General features: G+C 68.4%; 23 protein-coding genes. 9 read left to right on the top strand and 14 right to left on the bottom strand.

Annotated elements, in window-relative coordinates; translation table 11 throughout:
* Nucleotides 1-6 precede the first annotated feature (6 nt).
* Nucleotides 7-282 carry a DUF4031 domain-containing protein gene (locus TF1_RS03075; protein WP_011291366.1) on the top strand — a complete coding sequence of 92 codons (276 nt, stop codon included), beginning with the start codon at nt 7-9 and terminating at the stop codon, nt 280-282.
* On the opposite strand, the gene TF1_RS03080 is transcribed toward TF1_RS03075, so the two are convergent.
* Nucleotides 247-900 (bottom strand): HD domain-containing protein, encoded by a 654-nt coding sequence (locus tag TF1_RS03080; protein WP_011291365.1) that lies wholly within the window; start codon nt 898-900, stop codon nt 247-249. The two genes, TF1_RS03075 and TF1_RS03080, sit on opposite strands and share 36 nt — an antisense overlap.
* A gap of 316 nt (nt 901-1,216) precedes the next feature.
* Between TF1_RS03080 and TF1_RS03085 the strand changes: the two genes are divergently transcribed.
* Together TF1_RS03085 and TF1_RS03090 are read left to right on the top strand one after the other, a co-directional pair.
* A complete protein-coding gene (locus TF1_RS03085; protein ID WP_049754921.1) occupies nt 1,217-1,774 on the top strand; it encodes a hypothetical protein in 558 nt (185 codons plus the stop codon).
* On the top strand, nt 1,752-2,318 hold the full coding sequence (locus TF1_RS03090) for a class F sortase (RefSeq protein WP_011291363.1): 567 nt from the start codon (nt 1,752-1,754) through the stop codon (nt 2,316-2,318). Before TF1_RS03085 ends, TF1_RS03090 begins: the two co-directional genes overlap by 23 nt.
* A gap of 124 nt (nt 2,319-2,442) precedes the next feature.
* On the opposite strand, the gene TF1_RS03095 is transcribed toward TF1_RS03090, so the two are convergent.
* The 7 genes from TF1_RS03095 to TF1_RS03125 all read right to left on the bottom strand — a co-directional run bounded on the left by TF1_RS03095 (nt 2,443) and on the right by TF1_RS03125 (nt 12,224).
* The gene (locus TF1_RS03095) at nt 2,443-4,935 is read right to left on the bottom strand and encodes a glycoside hydrolase family 2 protein (protein ID WP_041427778.1); all 2,493 of its coding nucleotides are present in this window, start codon (nt 4,933-4,935) and stop codon (nt 2,443-2,445) included.
* Nucleotides 4,936-5,226: 291 nt separating this feature from the next.
* Nucleotides 5,227-6,159, bottom strand: a complete 933-nt coding sequence (locus TF1_RS03100; RefSeq protein WP_011291361.1) for an ABC transporter ATP-binding protein — start codon at nt 6,157-6,159, stop codon at nt 5,227-5,229.
* 4 nt (nt 6,160-6,163) lie between these two features.
* The gene (locus tag TF1_RS03105; RefSeq protein WP_016188408.1) at nt 6,164-7,114 is read right to left on the bottom strand and encodes an ABC transporter ATP-binding protein; all 951 of its coding nucleotides are present in this window, start codon (nt 7,112-7,114) and stop codon (nt 6,164-6,166) included.
* Nucleotides 7,115-7,117: 3 nt separating this feature from the next.
* Nucleotides 7,118-8,032 (bottom strand): ABC transporter permease, encoded by a 915-nt coding sequence (locus tag TF1_RS03110; RefSeq protein ID WP_011291359.1) that lies wholly within the window; start codon nt 8,030-8,032, stop codon nt 7,118-7,120.
* Nucleotides 8,029-9,024, bottom strand: coding sequence for an ABC transporter permease (locus tag TF1_RS03115; RefSeq protein ID WP_011291358.1), 996 nt, complete (start codon nt 9,022-9,024; stop codon nt 8,029-8,031). Before TF1_RS03115 ends, TF1_RS03110 begins: the two co-directional genes overlap by 4 nt.
* 116 nt (nt 9,025-9,140) lie before the next feature.
* Nucleotides 9,141-10,859, bottom strand: coding sequence for an ABC transporter substrate-binding protein (locus tag TF1_RS03120; protein ID WP_011291357.1), 1,719 nt, complete (start codon nt 10,857-10,859; stop codon nt 9,141-9,143).
* A gap of 348 nt (nt 10,860-11,207) precedes the next feature.
* Nucleotides 11,208-12,224, bottom strand: coding sequence for a LacI family DNA-binding transcriptional regulator (locus tag TF1_RS03125; RefSeq protein ID WP_011291356.1), 1,017 nt, complete (start codon nt 12,222-12,224; stop codon nt 11,208-11,210).
* Nucleotides 12,225-12,535: 311 nt separating this feature from the next.
* Between TF1_RS03125 and TF1_RS03130 the strand changes: the two genes are divergently transcribed.
* Nucleotides 12,536-12,937: a VOC family protein gene (locus TF1_RS03130; protein ID WP_016188407.1), complete on the top strand. Its 402-nt coding sequence runs from the start codon at nt 12,536-12,538 to the stop codon at nt 12,935-12,937.
* A 12-nt stretch (nt 12,938-12,949) separates the two neighbouring features.
* Here the strand turns inward: TF1_RS03130 and TF1_RS03135 are convergent, their stop codons facing one another.
* A complete protein-coding gene (locus TF1_RS03135; RefSeq protein WP_038043447.1) occupies nt 12,950-13,720 on the bottom strand; it encodes a DeoR/GlpR family DNA-binding transcription regulator in 771 nt (256 codons plus the stop codon).
* A gap of 397 nt (nt 13,721-14,117) precedes the next feature.
* On the opposite strand from TF1_RS03135, the gene TF1_RS03140 reads away from it, so the two are divergent.
* Nucleotides 14,118-14,735: a TetR family transcriptional regulator gene (locus TF1_RS03140; RefSeq protein WP_061783620.1), complete on the top strand. Its 618-nt coding sequence runs from the start codon at nt 14,118-14,120 to the stop codon at nt 14,733-14,735.
* A gap of 30 nt (nt 14,736-14,765) precedes the next feature.
* On the opposite strand, the gene TF1_RS03145 is transcribed toward TF1_RS03140, so the two are convergent.
* Nucleotides 14,766-15,515, bottom strand: coding sequence for a PIG-L deacetylase family protein (locus tag TF1_RS03145; protein WP_061783621.1), 750 nt, complete (start codon nt 15,513-15,515; stop codon nt 14,766-14,768).
* Nucleotides 15,516-15,578: 63 nt separating this feature from the next.
* Here TF1_RS03145 and TF1_RS03150 point away from each other — a divergent pair, with 63 nt between their 5' ends.
* Together TF1_RS03150 and TF1_RS03155 are read left to right on the top strand one after the other, a co-directional pair.
* Nucleotides 15,579-16,250, top strand: coding sequence for an AAA family ATPase (locus TF1_RS03150; protein ID WP_082797688.1), 672 nt, complete (start codon nt 15,579-15,581; stop codon nt 16,248-16,250).
* A gap of 71 nt (nt 16,251-16,321) precedes the next feature.
* Nucleotides 16,322-16,846: a GNAT family N-acetyltransferase gene (locus TF1_RS03155; protein WP_016188402.1), complete on the top strand. Its 525-nt coding sequence runs from the start codon at nt 16,322-16,324 to the stop codon at nt 16,844-16,846.
* Nucleotides 16,847-17,092: 246 nt separating this feature from the next.
* On the opposite strand, the gene TF1_RS03160 is transcribed toward TF1_RS03155, so the two are convergent.
* Nucleotides 17,093-17,725, bottom strand: coding sequence for a 3'-5' exonuclease (locus TF1_RS03160; protein ID WP_011291349.1), 633 nt, complete (start codon nt 17,723-17,725; stop codon nt 17,093-17,095).
* A gap of 252 nt (nt 17,726-17,977) precedes the next feature.
* On the opposite strand from TF1_RS03160, the gene TF1_RS03165 reads away from it, so the two are divergent.
* Nucleotides 17,978-19,378: a cellulase family glycosylhydrolase gene (locus tag TF1_RS03165; protein ID WP_011291348.1), complete on the top strand. Its 1,401-nt coding sequence runs from the start codon at nt 17,978-17,980 to the stop codon at nt 19,376-19,378.
* A gap of 111 nt (nt 19,379-19,489) precedes the next feature.
* Here TF1_RS03165 and TF1_RS03170 read toward each other — a convergent pair whose 3' ends face one another.
* Nucleotides 19,490-20,851 (bottom strand): cellulase family glycosylhydrolase, encoded by a 1,362-nt coding sequence (locus TF1_RS03170; RefSeq protein WP_011291347.1) that lies wholly within the window; start codon nt 20,849-20,851, stop codon nt 19,490-19,492.
* A gap of 373 nt (nt 20,852-21,224) precedes the next feature.
* Here TF1_RS03170 and TF1_RS03175 point away from each other — a divergent pair, with 373 nt between their 5' ends.
* Entirely contained in the window at nt 21,225-23,258 is a 2,034-nt protein-coding gene (locus tag TF1_RS03175) for a trypsin-like serine peptidase (RefSeq protein WP_061783622.1), read from the top strand.
* Between the two features lie 30 nt (nt 23,259-23,288).
* On the opposite strand, the gene TF1_RS03180 is transcribed toward TF1_RS03175, so the two are convergent.
* The gene (locus TF1_RS03180; protein ID WP_255266132.1) at nt 23,289-24,512 is read right to left on the bottom strand and encodes a glycosyltransferase; all 1,224 of its coding nucleotides are present in this window, start codon (nt 24,510-24,512) and stop codon (nt 23,289-23,291) included.
* Between the two features lie 130 nt (nt 24,513-24,642).
* Complete coding sequence (locus tag TF1_RS03185; protein WP_016188399.1) at nt 24,643-25,683, bottom strand: glycosyltransferase family 9 protein; 1,041 nt, start codon at nt 25,681-25,683, stop codon at nt 24,643-24,645.
* Between the last annotated feature and the right edge of the window lie 306 nt (nt 25,684-25,989).

Genomic DNA, 25,989 nt, shown 5'->3' on the forward strand with positions numbered 1-25,989 from the left:
GGTGCGGTGAGTGTCCTGATCGACCCCCCTGCCTGGCCGGGACCGCGCGGCCTGCTCTGGTCCCACCTCGTCAGCGACTCGTCATACGCGGAACTGCACGCGTTCGCCCGCGCGCTCGGCATCCCGGAGCGCGCCTTCGACCGGGACCACTACGACGTGCCTGAAACGCTGTACGCCAAAGCCCTGGAACTCGGCGCGATCGCCGTCTCCAGCCGGACGCTCGTCGCACGGCTCCACGCCGCAGGGCTACGACGGCGCAAACCCCGCCGCCTGCTCCGTTAACCGGGCGATCTCCGCCGCCACATTGGCGCGGGCCCGCTCCTCCCACCAGGCATACCCCTGCTCAGTGCGGTACAGGCGGGGAGAGGCCAGCAGGTCGCGCAGCACCGCGATCCGCCCCCGCGCGAACTCCACGTCGCCCACGTGCGCGTACTCCTGGCGTACCGCCGCGGCGTAGGCGGTGTACTCTGCGTCCTCTGCGGCCAGGATCGCCAAGTCGGCGTCGCACAGCACTTCCGCGTTGGCGTCCCCCGGCTCTGGGGAATGGTCGGCGGTCACCCGCACCAGGCGGGCCACTTCGGCGACCTGCTCCGTGCTCAACCCGCACGACGGCAGCAGTAGCTCCGCCAACTGCGCGCTGTTCTCCTCGTCCGCCCCAGGCTCCCCCCGGTACACCGCGTCGTGGAACCAGGCGGCATACCGGACCAGGGTGCTGTCCCGGGCGGCGTCCGCGAGCACCTCCACCGCAGCCAGCACCGCTTTGAGGTGGTCGAGCGTGTGGTAGCGGCGGTGCGGCTCCGCCCACCGGGCCAGGAGTTCCGCACCCACCGCGGCGGCTTCCCTCCCCGGTCCGGCCAGCCGCTTCCACTCCCCGGCCAACTCGAACAACAGTCGGGCCATCGGCGCCCCTCCTCCCACCGCGTGTCCCCTCCTCGGGGCGTGCCGGAGACGTCCCCTTGCGAATCTATCCGCCGAGCCCGGGCGTCCCGCGCGCCACACGCCCGGACCGGGGGTGCGGCGCACCACTCCGCCCCTGCGGGATCGGCCCGGCCCTCCCCACCCCGAACCGAAGTGCGCGTTCCGCCATGCGCCACCGATATCGGAGAAAGTTCGGGCAAAAACTCCGCAACCGGCCAGCGGCGGCCGTCGTGTTCCCGGGACGCTCTGCGATGTTTCCAATGGGTCTTGCAGCGCTGGCGACATGAGGGGGAGGGTTATGCGCGTACGCACCGCGCTCGGTTGGACAGCGGCCGCGGTCCTGGTCGGAGGGGCCGGGACCGCGGCCGCCGATGAAGCCATCACGGTGTTCCCGCCCAAAGCGGCCCCGGGCTCCACGGTCTTCGTGCGGGTCTCCTGCCCGGACAGCGCCGAGTGGGTGGAGTACTCTTCGCCCGCGTTCGCGGCGCCCACCCGGGTCGACTTGGCCGGGGAGACCGCGGCCGAACAGGAGTTCGTCCTGTCCGACGACTTGGAACCCGGCGACTACCAGGTCCGCGGCGAATGCGGGGCGGCCGACTCCAGCCACGTGCAGTACGCCAGCGTCACCGTGCCCGCCCCGGACGGGTCCGCGGTCCCGGCACCGCAGCACACCACGCCCTCCCCGGCACCCACGCCCAGCGGCGCGCCGAACGCGGGAGGCGGCGGACTGGCCCGCCCGGCGTCCACCACGACCCCGCCCTTCGACGTGCTCGCCGCCGGTCTCCTCCTGCTCGGTGCTACCGCCGTAGTCGCGCTACGGCAGGGGGTGCGCCGTGGCCGCCCAGCAGCGAAGTAGCGTCGGCGTCCTGCTGGCCGTCCTCCTCGGCGTGGCAGCCGCGTTCGCCAGCGGCGGTCCCGCCACCCCGGAAACACCACTGAAGCGGTCAGTTCCTGTCCGGTTGACCATCGAGTCGATCGGGGTGGACGCGCCCGTCGCCGAACTGGGGCTCAACCCCGACGGCACGCTGGAAGACCCGCCGCTGGACGACCCCAACCTGGTCGGCTGGTACGCGCTCGGTGCCTCCCCGGGCGAAGCCGGGCCCGCCGTGCTCACCGGGCACCTCGACACCCGGAGCGGGCCGTCGGTCTTCGCCCGCCTCAACGAACTACGTCCCGACGACCTCGTCCACGTGGCGCGCGCCGACGGCTCCCAGCCCGTGTTCGTGGTGGACCGGGTCGAACAGGTGCCCAAGGAAGACTTCCCCACCGACCAGGTCTACGGGCCGAGCGACCGCCCGGAGCTGCGCCTGGTGACCTGCGCCGGGGACTTCGACCCGGCTAGCGGCCACTACTCCGACTCCCTCGTGGTGTACGCCGTCCTCGCCGAGTCCGGCGGGTGAGGCGAACCCCTCACCCGCCGGGCCAGCATGGGTGGCGGCACGCGGTGCTTGCCCCACCACGTACCGCCGTCCGGTCCCGGAAAGCCCGCTTTCTCACCCCATCCGGAACCGGAGTCTGGGCTGGTCAGACCGGGATGCTGTCCTGCGCGGCGCGCAGCGCGTCGTTGACGGTGCGCAGCACGGGCGGCTGGACCACCTGGGCAGGGTCGAGGTGGGCACCGCCGCGCACCGTGAACGTGTGCGACTCTCCCGGCAGGAGGGTGACCAGCATGTCATCCGCCTCGGCCCCCGGATCGAGGCGGTCCGCGAACAGGGAGAGGTCGCGCAGCAGGCTCCGCGCCGTCACGGTCACGCACAGGTCCGCGCCACGCGGCACGACACGGGTGTCGTACTCCGGCGCCGGATAGGCGATCTCGCGGTCCTCAGCGAAGAACCAGTACGCTCGGCGTGCCCCCGTGTCCGCGGTAATCAATTCCCGGGTCGCATCCCCGGGGCGCGCCACCTCGGCGGGCAGCGGCACCCGGACGGCGCCGCGGGCAGGCACAGTGAACGGGGCATCGGCCGCGGCCAGCACCGTGCCGTCCAAGGCCCGCCGGGCCAGGTGCGCGGTCCCGGTCCACTCCCGGTTGCTGTCGTTGGCCACGACGAGGACCAGGCCGTCGCCGTCAGGCTGCACCGTGGCCAGCCGCTCGGCGTAGACCGCCCGCAGGGCGTACCACAGCGGTTTGCGCCGGCCTTCGCCGTCCACAGCCGACCACGACGTCACCGGCCAGCAGTCGTTGAGCTGCCAGACCACGCTCCCCGTGCACCGGGGCCACTGGGCGCGGAAGTGCTCGATGCCCAGAGTAATCGCGCGCGCCTGGTTGACCTGGGTCAGATAGTGCCAGTCGTCGAAGTCGGCAGGGTTGCCGAAGTGCGGGGCCAGGCCGCGGGCGAGCTTGCCGTTGCCGTCGACCGCCTTCTGGTGGTGCAGCATGCCCGGCGAATCCGGTCGCAGCTCCTCTCCGGGCAGGGCGGAGCGCAGCGTGGCGTAGGTGGGCGGGGCCTGGAACCCGAACTCGGCCACGAACCGGGGCCGGTAGTTGCGGTAGGCGGTGTAGTCCACCTCGTTCCACACGTCCCAGATGTGGATGGAGGCGTACCGCGGGTCGTTGGGGTGGATGTCCGGCACCCCGGAGTACGGGCTGCCCGGCCAGTAGGGGCGCGTAGGGTCGACCTCGGCGACGATCCGCGGCAGCAGCTCCAGGTAGTAGCCTTCGCCCCAGCTCCGGCCCGCCAGCTCCTCCTTCCAGCCCCAGTCCCAGTAGCCCCAGATGTTCTCGTTGTTGCCGTTCCACAGCACCAGGCTGGGGTAGGGGGCGAGCCGGGCCACCACTTCGCGGGCCTCGGCCTCGACCTCTTCAGTGATCGGCGGCTCCTCGGGGTAGGCGGCGCAGGCGAACAGGAAGTCCTGCCAGACGAGGATGCCGCGCTCGTCGCACAGCTCGTAGAAGTCCTCGCTCTCGTAGCGGCCGCCGCCCCACACCCGCAGCAGGTTCATGTTGGCCGCGACCGCCTGGTCGATCCGCGCGGCGTAGCGGTCGCGCCCCACCCGGCTCACAAAACAGTCGTCGGGAATCCAGTTGGCGCCCTTGACGAGGACGGGCACCCCGTTGACGACGATGGTGAACCGGCGGCCGTCCTCGTCGACACCGGTGTCGAGCTCGACCGTGCGGAACCCGATCCGGCGCTGCCAGGTGTCCAGTTCCTCCCCGTGAGCGGCCAGATCGACGCGCAGGTCGTAGAGCGGCTGGTCACCGTAGCCGCGGGGCCACCAGAGGTCGGGGTCGGGGACGGTGACCTCCAGTTCGGTACGGCACACCCCGGCGGGGACGGCGATTGACTGCTCCCGGTCGGCGATCCGGACGCGCACGACCAGCTCGGTGTCCTCCCCGTGCTCGCTCCGCTCCACCTCCACCCGCACCAGGACGCGGCCCTCCAGGCTGCCGTCGTGGGTGCGGGCCACGGTGATCAGGGGGACGACCTGGGCTAGGCGGGCCGTGTGCCACGCGTGCACGTGGATCGGCCGCCAGATCCCCGAGGTGACGAGGGTGGGGCCCCAGTCCCAGCCGAAGTTGCAGGCCATCTTGCGGATGAACTGGAACGGCTCGGGGTAGGCGTTGGGCCGGTCCCCGAGCTTGTCGCGGAGCGCCGTGGCGTAGCTGTAGGGGGAGGCGAACTCGACCCTCAGTTCGTTAGTGCCGTCTCGGAGCGCCCGGCGCAGGTCGAAACGGTAGGAGCGGTGCATATTGCGGCTCTGGCCGACTTCCGTACCGTTGAGGAACACCGTGGCCACGGTGTCCAGTCCGGCGCATTCCAGGTCGATCCGTTCTGCCTCAGCCAGTGCGGTGGCGTCGAAGGTGGTCGTGTAGCTCCACTGGGTGCGGCCGATCCAGCCGAGCTCGGTCTCGTTGCGACCTTGGTAAGGGTCGGGAATGAGGTTCGCCGCCATGAGGTCGGTGTGCACGCATCCCGGCACGGTCGCCGGTATCCCCGCAGGGCCGATCTCCACTGGAACCTCGGCGGGATCGTCCGCACGGAGGACCCAGTTCTCGCGCAGTTCGATGCGCACTGCCATGGCGTCTCCACAGGTGAAGCGGTGTTGCACTTCAAGGGTGCGACCCGGGCGCCTGGAGGAGGGAGGGGGCGTAACCCGGTGCCGGGTCGCACCCGACTCTTACGACGGTCGTCGGTGTTCCGCCGCGTTCCCCATGAGACTAGTAAACCGGTTCAGTGTCAAGAGGCTGAGAGGAAAATTAAGCGGTTCAGTAAATTGCCAATAAAAGCCGTTCTCCCGTTTTCAGGCACGCCGAAGAGCCGGTCAGCGACTCTCAGCCAGCCGCTGGCCGGCTCGACGGCGAACTAGGGACTACACCGCGGCCCGACGGTGGAAAGGCTGCACGTAGTGCCCCTCGGAGACCTGCACCAGCTCGCTGGGGACCTCCTGGCCCTCCTCAAGGTGGTAGGGATGCGTGGAGGTATCGGCGGCCTCCTTGGCACGGAGCTCGGCCTCGACCTCCTCCCACTTCTTGTGGAACTGCGGCACCGAGGCGAACAGCTTCTTCGTGTAGGGGTGGCGCGGATCGCTGAACACCTTCTCGGTGACCCCGCGCTCCACGATCTCACCCTTGTAGAGGATGACCGTCTGGTCGCTGATGTAGTTGCCCAGCGCCAAGTCGTGGGTGACGAACAGGATGCCCATCCCCCGCGCCTTCAGGTCGGCCAACAGGTTGAGCACGTCGATCCGCGTCGAAGCGTCCAACATGCTGATCACCTCGTCGGCCACCAGATAGTCGATGTCCAGCAGCAGCGCCCGGGCGAGGAGCATGCGCTGCAACTGGCCGCCGCTGAGCTGGTGCGGGTACTTGCCCAACACCTGGTTCGGGTCGAGCCGCACCACCTTCAGCGCCTCGGCCACCCTGTCCTGCCACTCGCTCTGGGAGACCTCCGGGTAGTACTCCTCACGGATCATCGAGAAGACCCGGTCGGCCTTGAAAATCGGGTTGTAGCTGCTGAAAGGGTCCTGGAAGACGCCCTGCACCTTGCGGTAGTAGTCCTTCAGCGCCCGGTGCCCGCGCAGCGTGGACACGTCGATGCCGTCGCAGGTGATCTTCCCCTTGCTCACCGACGCGATCCGCAGCGCCATCTTGCCGAGAGTGCTCTTGCCGCTGCCGCTCTCACCGATCAGGGACACTACCTCGCCGGGACGCACCTCGAAGCTGGCGTCCCGGACTGCAGTGAACTCTCCCCCGCCGAAGGCGCCCACCTTGTAGACCTTGGTGACCCGGTCGAATTTCAGCATCTGATCACTCGGCCTTCCAACAGGCGACGTGGTGGTCGCTTTCCACTTCCACGAACGGCGGCTGCTCCAGACACTGCTTGTCGGCCAGCGGGCAGCGATCCCGGAAGCGACACCCCTGCGGGGGATTGAGGAGACCGGGCGGGCTCCCCGGAATACCGCTCAACCGCTTGTCCTCGTACTTGACGCCCACCTCGGGAAGCGAGTCCAGCAGCATCTTGGTGTAAGGATGCTTGGGCATCTCGATGATGGTCTTGGCGGACGCCTTCTCCGCAAGCCGTCCGCCGTACATCACCATGATGGTGTCCGCGATCTGGTACACCAGCGAGATGTCGTGCGTCACGACGATCATGCTCTTGACGAACTCGCGGTCGCGGAACTCCACCAGGGTTTCAGCGACAGCCCGCTGGGTGGAGACGTCCAGCGCCGACGTCACCTCGTCGGCGATCAGCAGCGACGGGTTGAGCAGCGTCGAGATCACCATGACCGTGCGCTGCTTCATCCCACCCGACAGCTCCAGCGGGTAGCGGTCCAGCACGTCCCGCTCCAGCTCCACCAGCTCCAGACGGCGGTGCAGCTCGTCGCGGACGTCCCGGAACCGCACCCCCCGCGACTCCAGCAGCTCGGCGATCATCTTGCCGATCTTGCGGGTCGGGTTCATCGCGCTCATCGCGTACTGCGGGATGATCGAGACCCGCTTGTAGCGGAACTCGTCCATGGCCCGGTCATCCCAGATCGGCATCTCGTCGCCGTCGAGGGTGACGCTGCCGCCGATGTAGCGCATCCGCCCGTCCAGCCGGATCAGGCTCTTGCTGAGTGTGGACTTGCCGCTGCCTGACTCTCCCGCCAGTCCCATGATCTCGCCGTCGGCGACAGTGAACGTGGGACCGTCGAGAGCGCGGACGTCACCACGCAAGGTGCGATAGTAGACCCGCAGGTCCGAGACTTCGAGGGTCACCTGCTACATCTCCCTCAGCTTGGGGTTGAAGACCTCGTCCAGCCCCACGTTCATGACGTACATCGAGCCGACAATCGCGGTGATGCCCAGGCCCGGAGGCACGAACCACCACCACACGCCCAACTGCAGGGCGCCCCACTTGACGGCCTGGTGCATGATCAGCCCCAGCGACATGCCGTCGTTCGGGCCCAGTCCCACGAAGTCCAGTCCTGCGGCGGCCAGCACAGCGCCGCCGAAGAGCAGGATGAACGTCATGAACAGGTAGGAACTCATGTTCGGCGCGATGTCGCGGACGATGATCTTCCATGGCCGGACACCGCTCAGGCGGGCCAGGTCGACGAAGTCGCGCGAGCTCAGCGACAGCGCCTGGGAGCGGACCGCACGCGCAGCCCACGGCCAGGAGGTCATGCCGATGAAGAAGGACTGCGTCACCACGCCATAGGAGTCCACGTAGGCGGCGATGATGAACAGCACCGCCAGGGTGGGCAGGACCAGGACGACGTTGGTCAGCATGTTGAGGACCTCGTCGATCCAGCCGCCCTTGTATCCGGCGACGAAGCCGATCGTCATGCCGATGACGGCTGCGATCCCGCCGCCGAGGAAGCCGACGAGGAACGTCGAGCGGATGCCGTAGACGAACTGGGTGAAGAGGTCCTGGCCGAACTGCGTCGTCCCGAACCAGTGCTCTGCCGACGGCGGCAGCAGCGGAGGCGCGTACCGCTCGCCGGGGGTGTGCTCCAAGAACGGCGGGACGACCAGGCCCACCAGCAGGAACAGGAGCACAATCGACAGGCCGACGACCAGCTTGGGATTGCGCAGTGCGAAGTAGAGGGCTTCCAGCCGGGGCGCCTTCGGTGTGGCGACCGCCGGCTCTTCCGGAGCCGTGGTCGGGTCGGGCAGCGGCTGCGCGGCTGTCATTTGGCTCCTCCCTGCATCTGGACGCGGACACGCGGGTCGACCAGGGCGTAGACGATGTCGATGATGAAGTTAGCGATCAGTACGCCGATGACGATGAACAGGAAGGTTCCCTGCAGCAGGAAGAAGTCCTGGTTCTGGATCGCCTGCAGGATCAGGTAGCCCAGGCCCTGGTAGGAGAAGACGATTTCGGTGAGCAGCGCGCCCGCGACCACCGTGCCCAACTGCACGGCCAGGCCGGTGAGCTGGGGCAGCATGGCGTTACGGAAAGCGTACTTGCGGATCAAGCGACGCGGCGCGCCCAGCGCCTGCAGGTAGTTGGAGTACTCGGACTCCAGCTCGTAGATGATCATGTTCCGCATGCCGATGGCCCAGCCGCCCAGGGCGACCAGGAACAGCGACAGGAACGGCAGGAACCAGTGCTCCAGCAGGCTGGAGATGAACGTCCAAGTGAACGCAGGCTGGAGGGAGAGGCCGTACGATCCTGCGGCGGGGAACAGGCCCGCGACGATGCCGAGGCTCCAGGCCAGCAGGAGCGCCAGCCACATGTAGGGAGTAGCGGTGAGGATGTAGCCGATGGGCAGGATCGTGTTGTCCAGCCACTTGCTCCGCGCGGCGTAGGCGCCGAACCAGTTGCCGACGAGCCAGCTCAGGATAATCGAGGGCAGCAGGAGTCCCAGACTGTATGGGACCGCTCCCAAAATCAGGTCAATAACAGGCGTGGGGAAGTTCCAGATGCTAATCCCCAGGTCGCCCTGGAACAGCGAGACCCAGAAGTTGAGGTACTGCTGCCAGAGCGGCAGGTCCAGGCCGAACATCTTGTTGAAGTACCCGTACAACGCTTCCGCTGCGCCAGCGTCGTTGAGCGAAGCACGGGCGAGCCGGCTCTTGATGGGGTCACCGGGCATCAGCCGCGGGATCATCCAGTTGATGGTGACTGCTGCAAAGAAGGTCAGCGCGTAGACAAAAATCTTGCGGCCGAAGTATTTACGCAACGGGCCCTCCTGGGCTCGGTGGCCATACGGGGCCCCCGTCTCGCCGCTCCACTCCCCGGGAGCGGGCGGCGGGACGGGGGCTAATCACCGGAAGACCACTTCTCGAAACTCGCTGCCTACTCTTCCTCCGAGGCGGGCTCCAGTTCGGTCAGCATCAGGATGCTGCCGAGCTGGAAGTAGCCGCGCCAGGTCGAGGGCAGGTAGTTGTTGTCGGACTCGCTGGAGGGCCAGTTGGTCCACACCGAGTTGTTGTACTGCGCCCACAGGCCGTTGTACCAGAGCGGGATGACCGGCATCTCCTCGAGCTGGATCTTCTGGATCTTGCCCGCCACCTCGCGGATCTTCTCGGTGTCCTCAACCGGGATGCCGTCGAGTTCACCCACCAGCTCCCAGGCCTCTTCGTTCTCGTAGCGGCCGAAGTTGACCGTAGTCTGCTGGTCCTGGACCGGGAGGCGGAAGATGTAGTCGTAGTAGGTCCACGGCGTGTTGCTGATCTGGCGCTCGTTGTTGATCACCAGGTCGAACTCGCCGCTGTTGCGCTGGTCCACCAGGGCGTTGAACTCGGGGAAGTCAGTGGTGACCTTGATACCGACTTCGCTCGCGCTCTCGCTGATGACCCGGGCGGCCTCCATCCAGTCGGTCCAGCCGCTGGGAACGATGAGGGTCAGATCGATCGGCTCACCGTCAGGGGTCTCGACGAAGCCGTCGTTGTCGGTGTCCTCGTAGCCGGCTTCCTCAAGGATCTTCTTGGCGACCTTCGGGTCACGCGGGGTGGCGTGCTTCTCGACCACCTCGGTGTCGATGTAGTCGTCCCAGACAGGGAGCAGACCGGTGGGGTCGGCCTCGGTGACCAGGCCGCCGTAGACGTTGTTGACGATCTCGTCCATGTCGATGGAGGCCGAGAGCGCCTTGCGGAACTCAGGGTCGTCCATCGGCTTCTTGGTGGTGTTGGGCACCAGCCACGCGGTGTTGGCCGCGAGCATGTAGGGCTCTTCAGGGAAGTAGGTCTGGACCTGGTAGCCGCCCTGGACGAGCTGCGCGATACCGGGCAGGAAGTTGTTGTTGATGTCGATGTTGCCCTGGAGCACCTGGCTCAGCGCGGCCTCGTTGCTGGTGTTGACCACGTCGACGATGTACGTGGGCTTGACCTCGTGGCCGAGCGCCTCAGTGGCCCACCAGTCCTCGTTCTTCTTCCAGACCTGGCGGTCCTGGTCGTGGGTCTCGTAGAGGTACGGGCCGGTGCCGACGGGGTCCTCGTTGGCGCCGGTGAGGATCTCCTCCTCGGAGCGCTCCGACCAGATGTGTTCGGGCACAATGGCGTTGAAGTACAGCCAGTTGGCCCACTGCGCGTAGTTGGCCTTGGAGAAGGTGAACTTGACCGTGTAGTCGTCGACGGCCTCAGCGCTCTCGAGCCACTCCCACAGCGAGTGGTAGGAGGAGCCCTCGTACTTGCCGATCTCGACGGTGAAGACCACGTCGTCGGCGGTGAAGTCTTCGCCGTCGCTCCACTTGACGCCCTGGCGGAGCTTCAGCTCGTAGGTCTTGTCGTCGACCCACTCGCCGCTCTCCGCAAGCCAGGGGATGTATTCTCCAGTCTGCGGCTCGTAGAGGAACAGGGTCTCGTAGACCAGACCCACCGTTCCGGTGGCGTAGTTACCCGTGTCGAGCGGGTTCCACGTGCTCGGCGGCCCCCACTGGGTACCACCGGTGTAGAGGGTCTCCGCACGGGGGTAGTCCCCTGTCGCTCCACCGTCGCCCTCTGTGTCACCCCCGCAGGATGTGGCCAGCAAGCTGACCAGTGCGAGGGGGATCAGAAACCTGTAGCGGTTTCGCATCGTTCTTCTTCTCTCCTCCATCTGTTACCGACGCGTGGCCCGGCAACAGTTGTTTGGGAGCGTTCCCAAACGAAGGCCCCCCGTAGCCTTTCGTCTGGTCACGCGGGTTTTTGCCAGCAGATGCGGCTGTTGCTCTCCCCTCCCGCCCGTTCCGCCACACAGATCACAGACGGGAGTGAACGAAAGAACATCAATAAACCGGTTTAGCGTCAAGACTGTGTTATGAAAACTAAACCGGTTTACGCGGGACGTGCTGTTTGCACAGCAAACCCGCCCACCGCACCGTACACACCTGACTGGATTACAACGAACTTACTTCACCTTGGTCAAGCGGAGGTCAAGAAGTGATCAGAATGCAGCGGGGCCCGTACTTGCCCGCGGGATGAGCCGGCTCGGCGGAGTCTGCCGGGAACGGGGAGTACGCCCTTCAATCACTTCCATCAGCAAAGACGCGGCAATTCTCCCGTGCTGGGTGACCTCGCGCCCCACCGCAGTCAGCGCAGGGCGGATGACCTGGCAGATCCGGGAATCGTCCCAGGCCACGATCGACAGCCGCTCCGGAACAGGGACCCCCATCTCCTGCGCCGCGCCCAACGCCGCCACTGCCATCAAATCGTTGTCAAAAACAAGTGCGCTCGGCGGGTTCTCCGCAGAAAGCAACTCGCGAGTAATATCCGCGGCGCGGGATTCCACATAGTCCGCGTGAACGATCTCTGCCCGAGTCAACCCCACTTCGCGCGCCACTTTGGCGAATGCCTGCGACCGAACTTCGGTGTGCACGAACTCCGCCGGACCCGCCACCCGGACAATCCTCCGGTGGCCCAAATCGGCCAAATACCGGATCACTTCCCCCATGGCTTCCGCGTCGTCCGTCCACGCGCACGGCAGGCCCTGGGTGTGCTCGGGACCGCCGACCACGACCGCGGGCAGCCCCAGCTCCTTCACAAACGGCAGTCGAGGGTCGTCACGGCGCAAATCCACCAGCAGCACCCCGTCGACCCGGCGCTCCGCATGCCAGCGCTGGTACGTGGCCGTCTCCACGTCCCGGTCCTCGGCAGAGCGCATCAACAAAGAGAACGGGCTGCCGTCGAGTTCGAGCTGGATCCCCCCGATCAACTGCATGAAGAACGGCTCGGCGGCCAGCGTCTTGGCCGGACGGTCCACCACCATGCCGATCGCCCAGGCCCGACCGTCCGACAGGGAACGCGCCGCACTGCTCGGCGCCCAGCCCAACTGCTCGGCGATGTCCAGGATGCGGCGCCGCGTGGCGTCCGAGACTCCAGGCCGACCATTCAGCGCGTAGGAGACCGCTCCTTTGGAAACGCCTGCGGCCTTGGCGATATCCACGATCGTCGGACGCCTCATCCTGTCTCCCCGCGCTGGCTCAATGAACCGGTTCACTAAAGGTGAGGTTAGCAACGGCCCTAGGTCTCTACCGTCACCGGAGGAGTGTTCCCCCGCGTCCGGGACCTCCTGCCGTCCCCATGCCTCTGGCCAGGCAGGAGCAGCCGCCCCTGGTGTTCAGAAACGTTCCGGTAGCACAGGTGCGGCACATTTTCCACCATTGCCCCTGTCCTGTTCCGTTTCCCCGAAGCAGAGGCGTACCCTGGACGCTTGTGTCTACCCTGTTCTCCACGCTTGCGCGGCGACCACTCCACCGCCGTAAAGGGGTGCCCGTGTCGAGTCTGGCGGGAATCGCGCACATCACCCTGTCCGTGCGCAACCGCGACACCAGCGTCGAGTTCTACCGCGACGTCCTCGGATTCCACGAATACAAGACCGAGGACGGCCCGCACTGGCGACGCACCTTCTGCCGCCACCCCAACGGCCTGGTGCTCTGCCTCACCCAGCACACCGACCACTTCAACGCCCGTTTCGACCCCCGGCACGCCGGGATGGACCACCTCGCCTTCGCCGTCTCCTCCCCCGACGACCTCGAAGAGTGGGAGAAGCGGCTGGACGCGCTCGAAGTGGAGCACACCCCGATCCTCCACGGCGACCACGGGCCGCTGCTGATGTTCGAAGACCCCGACGGCATCCAGTTGGAGCTGTGCTGCCCGGACCCGCCCGCGGGCTAACCCGCAGGCGGCTCAGTTCAACGGGACGAGCTGCAGGCGGATATCCCGCTCCCGCATCTGCTGCACCGCGTTGGCGGGCAGGCGGTCGTCCGTGATGATGAGGTCGAACTCTTCCAGCCGGGCGACCGTGAACGTACCGAACTTGCCGTACTTGGTGCTGTCCACCGTCAGCACACTCTTGGACGCCACCCGCAGCAGCTCCTGCTTGGCCACCACCTTGGCCTCCGACGGCGTCGTGGAACCGCGTTCCACATCCCACGAGCTGCTCGCGATGAACGCGATATCCACGTTGACCCGGCGGAGGAACTCGGCGGTGAACTGGCCGACCGAGGAATGGTCCGCGTGCGACACCACACCCCCGGTGTGGATCAGTTCAATATTGGGGTACTCCATCAGGTGGCCGACCACGTTGAAGTCGTTGGTCACCACGGTCAGCCCTGCCTTGTCGGTCAGCAGCGGCACCATCTGGAGCGTGGTCGTCCCCGCATCCAAGAAGATCGTGAAATTCTCCCGGACGAGCTCGGCGGCGGCTCGGGCGATGGCGCGTTTGGCCGGGACCTCGAGCTGGGCCTTGGCCAGATAGGAGGGTTCGCTCTTCAGACGTGCGGCCAGGCGGACGCCCCCGGTCACGGAGAGGACCTTGCCCTCGTTCTCCAGCGCCTGGATATCCCTGCGCACCGTCATGTGGGAGACGGACAGCATCGACGTGAGCTCACTGATGCTGAGGACGTTGCGTTCCTGCAGCAGTTTGAGGATGTGTTCGCGACGCTGATCGGGGATCATCTTCTGGCCTCGTTCGATTCTGTTCGGTGCGGGGGTGCACTGTGGGACGCGCATATCTTTCTTAGCAGTTCTCTCTTCCGGCAACGCCCCTCCCTCCCGCCCAGTTCCCCCGGCCACACCGGAGGCGTCCGCTGAGGAAGGGGCAGGAAAGCAGGACATTGGGTCGGGAGTGAAAAGCCTCCCCGGGGGATATCCCACCGATTCGCCGGTCGCTCCCGGGCGGAAGGGGTGAGGAGGAACACCCTTGCTCCGGGGGAGAGGAAAACTCACGTCTTCCTCACACGGGCGGCGCTATCCTCTCCTCAGTTTGCACCCGAACTCCCCTCCCCACAGGAGGTTCCCCCGCACAACACTGGCCCACGCAGCCCGCTCCTGCGCCGGGCCCGGGTGAGCGATCATGACGACCACTGATCTCGCCGCACCGGACGCACCGTTCGTTCTCCACGTCCTCGACACCGCCGTCCAGCTCTTCTCCCGCCACGGCACTACCGGGGTCAGCTTGGACGCCGTCGCCGCCGCAGCCGGCGTCGACCCGGACGACCTCCGCCGGGTCTTCCCCACGCGGCTCGACCTGGTCTACCGGCTCGTCGTGGACCGGGTCCGCCTGCTCACCGCAGCCGAGCCCGCCAACACGGCCCCCGCATCCCCGGTAGAGCAGATGCGCCGCCTCGTCCGCCGCCACATCGAGCACAGTTGCCGCTACCGGGTCGAACTGACCCTGCGCAGGTCCCTGCTGCGCACCCTGCGGGCGATCTCCCCGCCCCGCTACCGGGAGCTCTCCCTGCTACTGCGTGCCTACCACGACCGGATCGCCCGCATCATCGACCAGGGCCGGACCGACGGCGTGTTCACCCCTGCAGACGGCTCCGGGGAGCCCGTGACCGCGACAACCGTCCTCGACACCCTGGACTCCACCCTGAACTGGTACGACCCCTCCAGCATGACCCCCCAGCAGCTCGGGGACGTCTACGAGGACCTCGTCCTCCACCACCTGCTGGGCGTCGCCCGCCGCTGAACCGGACTGCCGCCCGCGCCGCACCGCGGGCTACCGGAAGACCAGCTCGGCATCCCGGATGAAGTGCGCCACCTTCTCCGTGGTCAGGGTCATCCCGTCAGCTGCGACCCGGCTCGTGCCGCCCCACACGTTCAGGCAGGCAATCGCGTCGACTTTGAGCTGCCGGATCTCCTCGGACAAGACGATGCGGTTCATCCGCTCCCACGGCACCCGGGGATCTTCGGGGTGCGCCCAATGCCACAACCAGACCGGGCAGCCCAGGACCGGGATGTCCAAGGCAGCGGCGGCCTGCCGGGCGGCCCGGGCCACCGGCTCGGTGGCGGGATTCCGGTCCCCCTCCCACGGGGCCAGGCACAGGTCGAAGCCCGCACACAGCCGGGTCAGCGTCTCCGCCTGCGGTTCGCCCCCTCCACCGCCGTGACCGTCGGAGTCCCGCAACTGGACGATCTCGACCCCGTCAGCGCCCAGCATCTGCAAGGCATGCCGCACCTCGCCCCACCACTCCCACGGGGTGCCGCGTTTTCCCGAGTCTGCCACGTCCCCCGTGCTGGCAGAGACCATCCGGACGCGGGCCCCGGAAGCAGCCAGCATGGAAATCGTCCCCCCGACCGACAGGACCGCATCCCCGGGGTGCGCGGCGATGACGACCGCGCTCGTGATCCCCGCCAGGTGCACCGCGGGAAACTCCCGCAGGGCGGGCCATCCCCGCCAGGACGCCTCAGAGGTTCCCGGCCGGTCCATGGAATGTCGGCGGCGTTCCGCCCACCGTGCGGCGCGCATATGTGCCTCCTCTTCAGCGGCGGTCCCGTGTGGGGTGGACACTTTCCCAGAACCCCGCGCCGCATGCGCGGGACCCGCGGGGAAGGACGGCCTGCGGCACGCCACACTGGACGGGTGAGCCGATCACCGTCCCTGCAGTGCCCGGCCCCCGTGTGGGTCGTGGCGGGAGCCCCTGGCGCAGGAAAGTCCACCGTGGCGGACCTGCTGCTGCGCCACCTCTTCCCGGTCCCCGCCCTGCTCGCCAAAGACACGCTGTACAGCGGCTGTGTGGCCGCGCTGCTCAGCGCGCACGGCCGCCCCCACGGGGAGCGCGAAGGCCCCTGGTACGACGCGCACATCAAACCGCACGAGTACGGGGGGATGACCGCGGCGGCGCGGCAGATCCGCGCCGCGGGCTGCCCCGTCCTGTTGGACGCCCCGTTCACCCAGCAGATCCGCGACCTGTCCCGGTGGCGCGCCTGGGTAGCGGAACTGGGCGGAGTACCCGTGCACGTGGTGTGGGTGCGCAGCGACGCGGAGACCCTGCGCGAACGCCTCATCGCCCGCGGCCGGGCCCAGGATGCGGGAAAGCTCGCGGACTTCGCCGCGTTCACCGCACGGGTCCGCCCCACCGAGCCGCCCGCAGCGCCTCACGTGGCCGTCGACAACCGCCGGGGCGCCCCCGCGCTCGACCGGCAGGTGCAGGCCCTCGTCCACGAGCGCTGGCCAGAGTTCGCCCGGGACAAAGGCCCATAGCCCTGTCAAATCTGAGAAAACCTTATGTGACAGGTATGGACCAATCGGGTATATCGCTGCCTATGAGTTCCATGACACCACCCCTGCGCACTGAGCGTCTCCTGATCAGAGACTGGAGCCTCGACGATGTCGAGGCCGCCTACAAGATCTACGGCTCCTCTGAAGTAGCGCGGTGGATCAGCACGGGAGCGGTCGACGACGTCTCCGCGATGCGCTCGGTCCTGGAAGCATGGGTCGAGGCGCAGCCGAACCTGGTACCTCCGGCTGGGCGGTGGGCGGTGGTACGCACAGAAGACGGGGAGGTCATCGGGGGCCTCTCCTTGCGGCTGATGCCCCCGTTCGAGGAAGACTTCGAGCTCAACTGGCAGTTGCGCCCCGACGTGTGGGGGCAGGGCTACGCCACGGAGGCGAGCCGAGCCCTGATCCGGTGGGCGTTCAAGCAAGGACTGGAAGAAGTGTTTGCGGTCGCCCGGGCGGAGAACAAGCGCGCCATCGCCACGGCACGCCGTATCGGTATGGAGTGGGTCGGCGAAACCGACAAGTACTACGACGGACGCCGGCTCCAGGTGTTCCGCTGCCGCCCGTCCGACCTGTAGCCCGCGGCAACCGTGCGGCGGGGTGTGGTCTGCAGGCCGCTTGACCAGCAAGTGGACACGCGTCGATGAGATCCCCGAAGCCACCGTGTCAGTTCGGCGGACGGTGGGACGTTTTCCGGAGGTACTGAGCGCACAGGAGCACGGTCCGTCGTTGTCCGGAGTACCGCCGTCCGCCACGGCACTCTTCCCCCGGCCGGGTGCGGCGGCAGTGGGGTGGGCATGGTCTCGGTCCCTGGCCTTCGCCGGTTATTCGCTGAATCCGGCCTCGGACCACAGCGGTTGCGGGGCGCAGTGCTGCGGTGCCGGACGCGCGGGGGTGCGCCGCAGCGGACGGCGGAGCCGCTGGCACAGTTCGACCAGGGTGGCGGCCCCGTGGTGCCGGAGTGCGGCGAGCACGACGTGGGCGGCGGCTTCCGCGTCGGCGTCCGCGGTGTGGTGGCGGCGCAGGTCGTAGCCGATCGTGCGGCAGACCGTGGGCAGCCGGTGGTTCCGCAGGGCGGGCCACGTCCGCCGGGCGATGTCCAAGGAGCACGCGTAGTGGAGCGAGGGCTCGGGGAGGCCGGCGTGCGCGCAGGCAGCGCGGATCACGCCCATGTCGAACACTGCGTTGTGCGCGACGAACGGGCTGCCCGCGGCGAATTCCAGGATGGTCGTGTGGACCTGCGGCCAAGCGGGGGCGTCGGCGACGTGCTCGGGGGTGATCCCGTGGACCGCGATGTTGTCCTGCTCGAAGTGGTCGACGGGGGCCGGGGGACGGACCAGGGTGGTGTAGCGGTCGACGATCCGCCCGTCGGTGACTCGCACGAGTCCCACCGCGCACACGCTGCCCTGGTTGCGGTTGGCGGTCTCGAAGTCGATAGCGGTCCAGGTGTCGTGCATCGCCGGTCGTCCTCCCTTGGGCCGCACTGGCCAGGCGTCGGGGTTCCTCCCATGCTCCCGGAACTTCACCTCATCCAGCACCCCTCCTTCTTTGAGTGACCTAGATCACTTATTGCTCTTGACTTTGTGCTACGGTCTCACTACATAACGAGAACGGCGCATTCCTCCTTCCCCGATTCTGTCGCGGAATGCGCATCCCTATATGGGAGCGCTCCCATAGCGCTCTTCCTCCCCTCTCCCCTTGGAGGAACCATGGCGAAATCCCCCGCCGCCCGGAAGGGCGGCCCTCCGGTCGCTGTCGCGGTGACCGCGGCCCTCGCCCTGCTGATCGCGCTCCTCTCCCCCGGAGTCGCGCAGGCCGCCGGTCTCACCGCCACAGTCACCAAAGAATCCTCGTGGGACAACGGCTACTCCGCGTCCGTCACCGTCCGCAACGACACCTCGAGCACCGTCTCCCAGTGGGAGGTCGTCCTCACCCTGCCCGGCGGCACTACAGTGGCCCAGGTGTGGAACGCCCAGCACACCAGCAGCGGCAACTCCCACACCTTCACCGGGGTTTCCTGGAACAGCACCATCCCGCCCGGAGGCACCGCCTCCTTCGGCTTCATCGCTTCCGGCAGCGGCGAACCCACCCACTGCACCATCAACGGCGCCCCCTGCGACGAAGGCTCCGAGCCGGGCGGCCCCGGCGGTCCCGGAACCCCCTCCCCCGACCCCGGCACGCAGCCCGGCACCGGCACCCCGGTCGAGCGGTACGGCAAAGTCCAGGTCTGCGGCACCCAGCTCTGCGACGAGCACGGCAACCCGGTCCAACTGCGCGGCATGAGCACCCACGGCATCCAGTGGTTCGACCACTGCCTGACCGACAGCTCGCTGGACGCCCTGGCCTACGACTGGAAGGCCGACATCATCCGCCTGTCCATGTACATCCAGGAAGACGGCTACGAGACCAACCCGCGCGGCTTCACCGACCGGATGCACCAGCTCATCGACATGGCCACGGCGCGCGGCCTGTACGTGATCGTGGACTGGCACATCCTCACCCCGGGCGATCCCCACTACAACCTGGACCGGGCCAAGACCTTCTTCGCGGAAATCGCCCAGCGCCACGCCAGCAAGACCAACGTGCTCTACGAGATCGCCAACGAACCCAACGGAGTGAGCTGGGCCTCCATCAAGAGCTACGCCGAAGAGGTCATCCCGGTGATCCGCCAGCGCGACCCCGACTCGGTGATCATCGTGGGCACCCGCGGCTGGTCGTCGCTCGGCGTCTCCGAAGGCTCCGGCCCTGCCGAGATCGCGGCCAACCCGGTCAACGCCTCCAACATCATGTACGCCTTCCACTTCTACGCGGCCTCGCACCGCGACAACTACCTCAACGCGCTGCGTGAGGCCTCCGAGCTGTTCCCGGTCTTCGTCACCGAGTTCGGCACCGAGACCTACACCGGTGACGGCGCCAACGACTTCCAGATGGCCGACCGCTACATCGACCTGATGGCGGAACGGAAGATCGGGTGGACCAAGTGGAACTACTCGGACGACTTCCGTTCCGGCGCGGTCTTCCAGCCGGGCACCTGCGCGTCCGGCGGCCCGTGGAGCGGTTCGTCGCTGAAGGCGTCCGGACAGTGGGTGCGGAGCAAGCTCCAGTCCTGATGTGCAGCGCGGTGGCTGCGCGCCCCTGAGCACAGCAAGCGGCCCGCGAGGCTCAGCCCCGCGGGCCGCTTCTCTCCGTGGTTCCTCCCCCGTGGGGATGAGCGGAGAGGATCAGCGAGCGGTGCAGCTCAGCGTCAGCGAGCTAGGCGCGTCGCCCGAGCCGATGAAGCCGAACGTGGCGGACTGTCCCGCACCCAGCTGGCCGTTGTAGGACAGGTTGCTGGCCGTCACCGTGCTCGTGCCGCTGAAGCTGGCGTTCCAGCCGTGGGCCACGCTCTGGCCGCCGGGGAAGGTCCAGCTCACCTGCCACGAGGAGATCGCGGAGTCGCCCGCGGTGACCGTCACCTCGCCCTGGAAGCCGCCGCCCCAGCTGCCGATGGTGGCGTAGGTGGCGGTGCAGTCGCCCTCCGCGGGAGGCGGAGTCGGAGTCGGCTCCTCGGTCGGCTCTTCCGTCGGCTCCTCGGTCGGGCCCGGCTGGGAGCCGCCGAAGATCGTGGCCTCCTTGGCCGTGCTCGCAATACCGTTAGGGCCGTAGAAGATCCGCTCGCCCCACGGGCTCAGGTTGTCGCCGTCGAAGTTGTACACCATGTCGAGGTACTCGACTCCGCCGCCGTTGCCGCTCCACGACCAGCCGATGTAGCCCAGCTTGAGCCGCTCGGCCTCGGCCATGATCGTGTCCTCGTCGGGGTTGCCGTCGGAGTGGTCGTGGCCGAACTCGCCGATGATGAGCGGCAGGCCCGCGTTGACGAAGTGCTCCAGGTAGCTGGTGATCGTGGACGCCTGGGAGTAGACGCCGTACATGTGGATCGAGAAGACGGTGTTGCCGGTGGGGTCGCTGGCGTACACCTGGTCGGCGTTGTTCCGCATGGTGTTCGTCCAGTCCTGGCCCCAGTTGGGGGCGTCCACCACGAGGGTGTGCTCGAATCCGGCGGCGCGCAGCCGCTGGATGGCGGCGGAGGTGTCCGACGCCCAGCGGGCGACGGTCGCGGAGTCGTTGCCGTAGGGCTCGTTGCCGATGTTGATGAGGACATAGTCCTCCTCGCCCTGGAGCACGCTCTTCAGCTCGATCCAGTAGTCGACGGCCTGGTCGAGCGTGGAGGCCCCGCTCTGCTCGCCGTAGCCGGTGGTGTCGTGCACCTCCAGCATGCAGATAAGGCGGTTCTGCTTGCACAGGGAGATGACGTTGGCGACGTCAGAAGGACCGTTCTTGCTCCACCGGACACCGTTGCTCAGCACCACCCGGACGGTGTTGGCGCCGTGCGACTTGATGTCGGCGAACGCCTGGGTGTGCTGGGGGTACCAGTTGTGGGGGTGGCTGACGCCACGGATGATGAACTCCTGGCCGTTGGCCTCATACAGGCGGCCGTTCTTGACGTGGAGCCCGGTGGCCGCGTTCGCCGGCTGCGTGAGGGCAAAGACGGACGCCAGCAGCGCAAGGACGGTTGCTGCGGCGACCGCGAGACGTTTTCTCATGGTCTTCCTCATCCAGGACTCTGCCGGTAGGCAGGGATGTACACGAGTGGATTACGCAGCCCCGCTTGCTTTTCCCTCCTGAGGCGCCGACGCCACAATAGCCCTAGTGGTCCAGTTCACACAACCGGTTCAGCCGTTTTCTGGTGAACCGGTTTTTTATTCCGATAGATTGCCACAAACCATCTCTTATCATCTTTTTTCGCCATTTCTCTCTTCCCCCGCTGTGAGCTGCGAAAACACCAAAACTTCCGCGGATGACACCCGGGAAACCGACAGTTTTCTCCGTTTCCCAGCATTTCTCCGGTCAGCAAGCGACCATGGAGAACAGGGAGGCCGGCGGATCACCCGCCGGAGGAGGAGAGGAAGGAATCGGATGGACGTTCCTTACCGGATCACCGTGGAACGGCGGTGGCAGGAACAGCGCGCCGCACAGCGGTTCACGGACACTGCCCGGAACCGGGCCCGGCTCCAGCAGCTCCAACAGCGCACCGGCATCCTCATCCACGACACCTTCGACCAGATCAAAGCGCGGGCAGAACGCCTCGCCGCACTCCACCGCGCCCCCGCACCCCCCGCCACCGCCGCCGACCCCGCGCAACGGCACCGGATCTACCAGCGCATCATCGGGGACGCCAACCAGTTGCAGTCCGTCGCCTTTCTCTACCGCGGGGCGCGCGCCGCGGCCTCAATCGCCCGGCTCATCCTGCTCCACCACGGCAGGGAACTCCCCTACGGCACCGGATTCCTCGTCGCCCCCGAACTCCTCCTCACCAACCACCACGTACTCACCGCCCCCGAGACCGCAGAACAGGTCGTCGCCGAATTCGCCGCCGAAGTCGACGCAGACCTGCAGCCCCGCGTCCCCGTGCGCTACCGCCTCGACCCGGACACGCTCTTCCTCGCCGACCGGGAACTCGACTTCGCGCTCGTCCGCGTCCACCCCGGCCCCGACGGCAGCCCACCCGGCGACGTCTTCGGCTGGAACCCGCTGTTGCGCACCCAAGGAAAAGTCGTGGCCGGAGAACCGGTCAACCTCATCGGCCACCCCCGCGGACGCCTCAAAGAAATCGCGGTCCGCGACAGCCGACTCCTCCAGCAGACCGACGACTTCCTCCAGTACTCCGCGGACACCGAACCCGGCAGCTCCGGGTCGCCCGTCTTCAACGACCAGTGGGAAGTCGTGGCGCTCCACCACTCCGCTGTGCCGCGGCGCGACGCCCGCGGACAGCGGCTGCGCATCGACGGCACCCCGCTGCGGCCCGGCGACCCCGACTCGGTCGCCGCCTGGCTCGGCAACGAAGGCACCCGGGTCAGCTCCATCCTGGACTTCCTCGCCACGCTCGACCTGCCCCCGGCCCAGCGCGAACTGCTCGCCACCCTCGGCCCCGCATCCGGTCTCGCCGGGGAGACCGCAGCCAGCGCGGGACCGTACTGGGAACGCCACCGCTCCTCCCGGCCCACCGGAACCGGGCTGCGCGGCAGCAGCGCCCCCGACGACATCCACCTCGTCTTCCTCCACGGCCGCGGTCTGGCCGGAGAAGACCCCGCACGGCTACGCGCCACGTGGACAGCCGCACTCAACTCAGGGCTGCTCGCCGCCCGACTGCCCACCATCTCCCCCGAAACAGTGTGGTTCCCCTACTACGGGGACCTGCTCGCCGAACTCACCGTGGACGCGGCAGACACCGAAGCCACCACCACCGCGGAAACACTCGCCCCCGTCCTCGACGAGCCCCGCGCGATCTACACCTCGCTCCTGGAACAGGCCGCGCTCCGCTCCGGGATGCCCGCCGAACTCGTCCACGGGAACACCGACCATGAAGGCGGCTCCGCGCTCGGCCTGCTCTCCCCGCTCACCAGCCGCCTGCAGCGGCAGTTGAGCTGGGTGGCAGCCCGCAGCGGCCTCGACGAAACCCTCATCGCCCTCTTCCTGCGGGACGTCGCCGCCTACCTGGGCGACCAGGACGTGAAAACCGCGATCCTCGACCAGGTCGCCGCCGCCCTCCCGCAGAGCGGGCAGGCCGTCATCGTCAGCCACAGCCTCGGCACCGTCGTAGCGGTCGACCTGCTCAGCCGGGCCCGCCCCGACATCACCGTGCCGCTGCTCGTCACCATGGGCAGCCCGCTCGGACTCGACGCTGTCTACACCCGGGTCCTCCTCCAGCCGCCGCGCCGCCCCGACCGGGTCACGGCATGGCTCAACGCGTGGACCCCGGCGGACGCCACCACCATCGGCTGCCCGCTGACCCCCGTGTGGGGGCCGGGGCTCGTGGAAGTCGTCACCGCCAACTCGCGGCGGCGCCCCCACGACGTCGAGGAATACCTGCGCCACCCCCAGGTGGCCGCCCCCGTCGCCGAAGCCCTCCACCCGGACGGAGTACCCGCCCCGCCGGGACTGGCCGCATAACCGGGGGACACGGTCCCGCAGGGCAGGCGGCTACGGCAGCGCCTCGGTGGCAAGGCACGGGCTGCGGCCCGCGGCATCCAATGCCGCCGCACAGCACGCGTCGACCTCGCGGGCCACGGTCTCCCACGAAAACCGGGCCGCGGCCCGGTCCGCCCCGGCGATCCCGTAGCTTTCCGCGGCCACCACATCGTGCAGCAGCGACCGCAACCGGACCCCGAGCGCGCGCGGATCCCGGGGCGGCACGAGCACCCCCGTGATCTCGTGCACCACCGTGTCGCGGTGGCTCCCCGCATCCGAAGCGACCACGGGAATGCCGCAGGCCATCGCCTCCACAGTGCTCATCCCGCACGGTTCGTCCCACGGCACGTTGACGACCACGTCGGCGGAGCGCAGCAGGGCCGGGACCTCCCCGTGCGGGACACGGCCCAGGAAGCACACCCGATCCGCCACACCGAGGCGCCGGGCGAGCCGGTGCAGGCGTACCGCCTCGGGATCGGTGCGCACCGTGGACGCCTCTGGCCCCCCAACAACCACCAGTTCAGCGTCGGGCACGGCGGGCAGGGCCCGGATCGCTGTCTCCACCCCTTTCCGGGGCCGCAACTGGCCCAGGGTGAGGATCCGCGGCCGCTCCCCGCGGGGCGCCCGCGGCCCCTCCGGGGTGAAACGCGCCACGTCAACCCCGCACGGCACCACTCTGATTCGGGCAGCAGCCACCCCCCACGAGCGGAGCTCCCGCTGCTCCGCCGTCGACGTGGCGATGAGCAGCGTGGCCTGCGCGGCCACCGACCGTTCCAGCGCGATCCGCCCGGCTGCCAGCGGATCCGCAGCTCCCCGGAACCGGCGGTAGGCGGTGCCGAGACCGTGGAAAGTCTGCACCACCGCGGTACCGCTGCCGCGGGCCGCCTCCACCGCCGCCATACCGCTCGTCCACCCGTAGGCGTGGACCACCTCAGGCAGCTCGCGAGCCCACGCCGCCCGCAACTCCTGCGCGAACTCGGGCAGGTGCGGCAGCAGGTCCTCGTCGCTGAGCGCGACAGCGGGCCCCGCCGCCAAGGGCCGGACCCGCACCCCCGGTCCCAGCACCACGTCCCCGGACATCCCTTCTGCAGTGCGGCGGGTGTAGACGACCACCTCGTGCCCGAGCCGGGCCAGTGCTGCGGAGAGTTCCGCGATGTAGACGTGCGGTCCGCCCACGTCTGCCCCGCCGAGCACAGCCAGCGGGCTAGCGGACGCGGAGACCATGGCGATCCTCACCGTGTCACCTCCTGGAACAGCCGGTTCCCGTCGGCGTGGAACCGGGTGAGTCCTGGGTTGCGCGGAACGTGCTGCGGTGCCGCGCACGCACCGCGGCGTCTGCGCGCCGGGACGCGGGCCCCGGCCGGGGTCATCGCGCCCCCACGAACTCGTGGACGGCCTGCACCACCTCGTCGGCGGTCACCGAATTCAGGCAGGGGTGGCCGGGAACCGGGCAGGCGCGGGCCCGGCTCCCCGCGCAGCGGGCGTTCTGGTCGCCGAGCAGCCGCAGCCGGGTGCCGTAGGGCGCCCACGCCGAGGCGGGAACGACCGGGGCGAACAGGGACACCACCGGGGTCTGCACGGCAGCGGCCAAGTGGGCGGGGGCGGTGTTGCCGACCACGAGCACCGCGGCACGGTCCACCACGTCGGCGAGCTCCGGCAGGCTGGTGCGCCCCGCCAGGTCAAGCGCCCCCGCTTCCGCGACGGCCGCGGCCTCCGCCTTGTCTTCGGCCGCACCGGTCACCACCACGCGGATCCCCTCAGCGGCCAGTTTCGCGGTGGCTTCCACGGCAAGCCGTACCGGCAGCCGCCGGGCAGGCGCCGACCCGCCCACGTGCACGGCCACATAGCCGTCCGGTCCGGTCAAGTCCGTCGTGTCCGGGAGCGGGCGGCGCACAGCGAGCCGACCCGAGTCACTGGCCCGCAGCCGGTAGCCGGCGGCTTCCACGAGCGACAGCAGACGCTCCGCTTCCGGCATCCCCTCGGGAACCTGGTGGTGCAGGTCGAGCAGGTTCCCCGGATCGTCCATGCTGATCGCGCCGATCCACGGCACCCCGGTCAGCCGGAGCAGCAGGGCCAGCGGCAGCGGGGACTGGTGGGCGGAGGTGAAGACCAGTGCAGCATCCGGACGGACCTCGCCGAGCGCGGCGCAGAACCCGAGCAGCTCCGGCCAGTACTCGCCGGGTTCCCTGTCCCTGGTCCACGGCGCACGCCACTCGATCACCCTGTCCACGCCGGGCAGCATCCGGGCTGCGGCGCTGCCCCGCGGATCCGTCAGCATGACCACCCGCTGCGCGCTCCCCGCCACCGCTCTGACCGCGGGACCGGACAGGAGCACTTCGCCGCTGCTGTCCAGACACGCGACCAGCACCGTGGGACGGCGCTGGGTCGGTTCGAACGCCGCTGCCACACTGTGCGGCAGGAAGGCAGGGCACGGTGGACGGGTGTGCCCGCGTGCCTGCGGCGGGGTCCGCCGCCGATCCGGCGGCGCGGACGGAGGGCGGGCCCGGGTCACCGTCAACGAATTCTCTGGCCGCCGCTGGATGCCAGCAGGGCGGTGCGGGTACGAGGTCAACCACGTGGCGGACACCAGACTTGTCCCTCCGCTCTTCCGGGATAGGTGCGTGGCGAACGGCAGCCGCACGGCGTCGGCCAGGGCGGCCGCGGTCGGCGGTGCGGCGTCGAGTCCCGACGTCGGCCAGGGGACCGGGTCCAA

This window comes from Thermobifida fusca NBRC 14071 = JCM 3263 (assembly GCF_001592045.1).
In the GTDB taxonomy this organism is placed as follows: Bacteria; Actinomycetota; Actinomycetes; order Streptosporangiales; family Streptosporangiaceae; genus Thermobifida; species Thermobifida fusca.

Bases quoted from the DNA above. Each gene is read 5' to 3' on its own strand.
- TF1_RS03145 (WP_061783621.1), bottom strand. From the start codon at position 15,515: ATGCGCGCCGCACGGTGGGCGGAACGCCGCCGACATTCCATGGACCGG.
- TF1_RS03085 (WP_049754921.1), top strand. From the start codon at position 1,217: ATGCGCGTACGCACCGCGCTCGGTTGGACAGCGGCCGCGGTCCTGGTC.
- TF1_RS03140 (WP_061783620.1), top strand. From the start codon at position 14,118: ATGACGACCACTGATCTCGCCGCACCGGACGCACCGTTCGTTCTCCAC.
- TF1_RS03080 (WP_011291365.1), bottom strand. From the start codon at position 900: ATGGCCCGACTGTTGTTCGAGTTGGCCGGGGAGTGGAAGCGGCTGGCC.
- TF1_RS03100 (WP_011291361.1), bottom strand. From the start codon at position 6,159: ATGCTGAAATTCGACCGGGTCACCAAGGTCTACAAGGTGGGCGCCTTC.
- TF1_RS03125 (WP_011291356.1), bottom strand. From the start codon at position 12,224: ATGAGGCGTCCGACGATCGTGGATATCGCCAAGGCCGCAGGCGTTTCC.
- TF1_RS03165 (WP_011291348.1), top strand. From the start codon at position 17,978: ATGGCGAAATCCCCCGCCGCCCGGAAGGGCGGCCCTCCGGTCGCTGTC.
- TF1_RS03160 (WP_011291349.1), bottom strand. From the start codon at position 17,725: ATGCACGACACCTGGACCGCTATCGACTTCGAGACCGCCAACCGCAAC.
- TF1_RS03110 (WP_011291359.1), bottom strand. From the start codon at position 8,032: ATGACAGCCGCGCAGCCGCTGCCCGACCCGACCACGGCTCCGGAAGAG.
- TF1_RS03120 (WP_011291357.1), bottom strand. From the start codon at position 10,859: ATGCGAAACCGCTACAGGTTTCTGATCCCCCTCGCACTGGTCAGCTTG.
- TF1_RS03175 (WP_061783622.1), top strand. From the start codon at position 21,225: ATGGACGTTCCTTACCGGATCACCGTGGAACGGCGGTGGCAGGAACAG.
- TF1_RS03095 (WP_041427778.1), bottom strand. From the start codon at position 4,935: ATGGCAGTGCGCATCGAACTGCGCGAGAACTGGGTCCTCCGTGCGGAC.
- TF1_RS03150 (WP_082797688.1), top strand. From the start codon at position 15,579: ATGCGCGGGACCCGCGGGGAAGGACGGCCTGCGGCACGCCACACTGGA.
- TF1_RS03135 (WP_038043447.1), bottom strand. From the start codon at position 13,720: ATGATCCCCGATCAGCGTCGCGAACACATCCTCAAACTGCTGCAGGAA.
- TF1_RS03155 (WP_016188402.1), top strand. From the start codon at position 16,322: ATGACACCACCCCTGCGCACTGAGCGTCTCCTGATCAGAGACTGGAGC.
- TF1_RS03170 (WP_011291347.1), bottom strand. From the start codon at position 20,851: ATGAGAAAACGTCTCGCGGTCGCCGCAGCAACCGTCCTTGCGCTGCTG.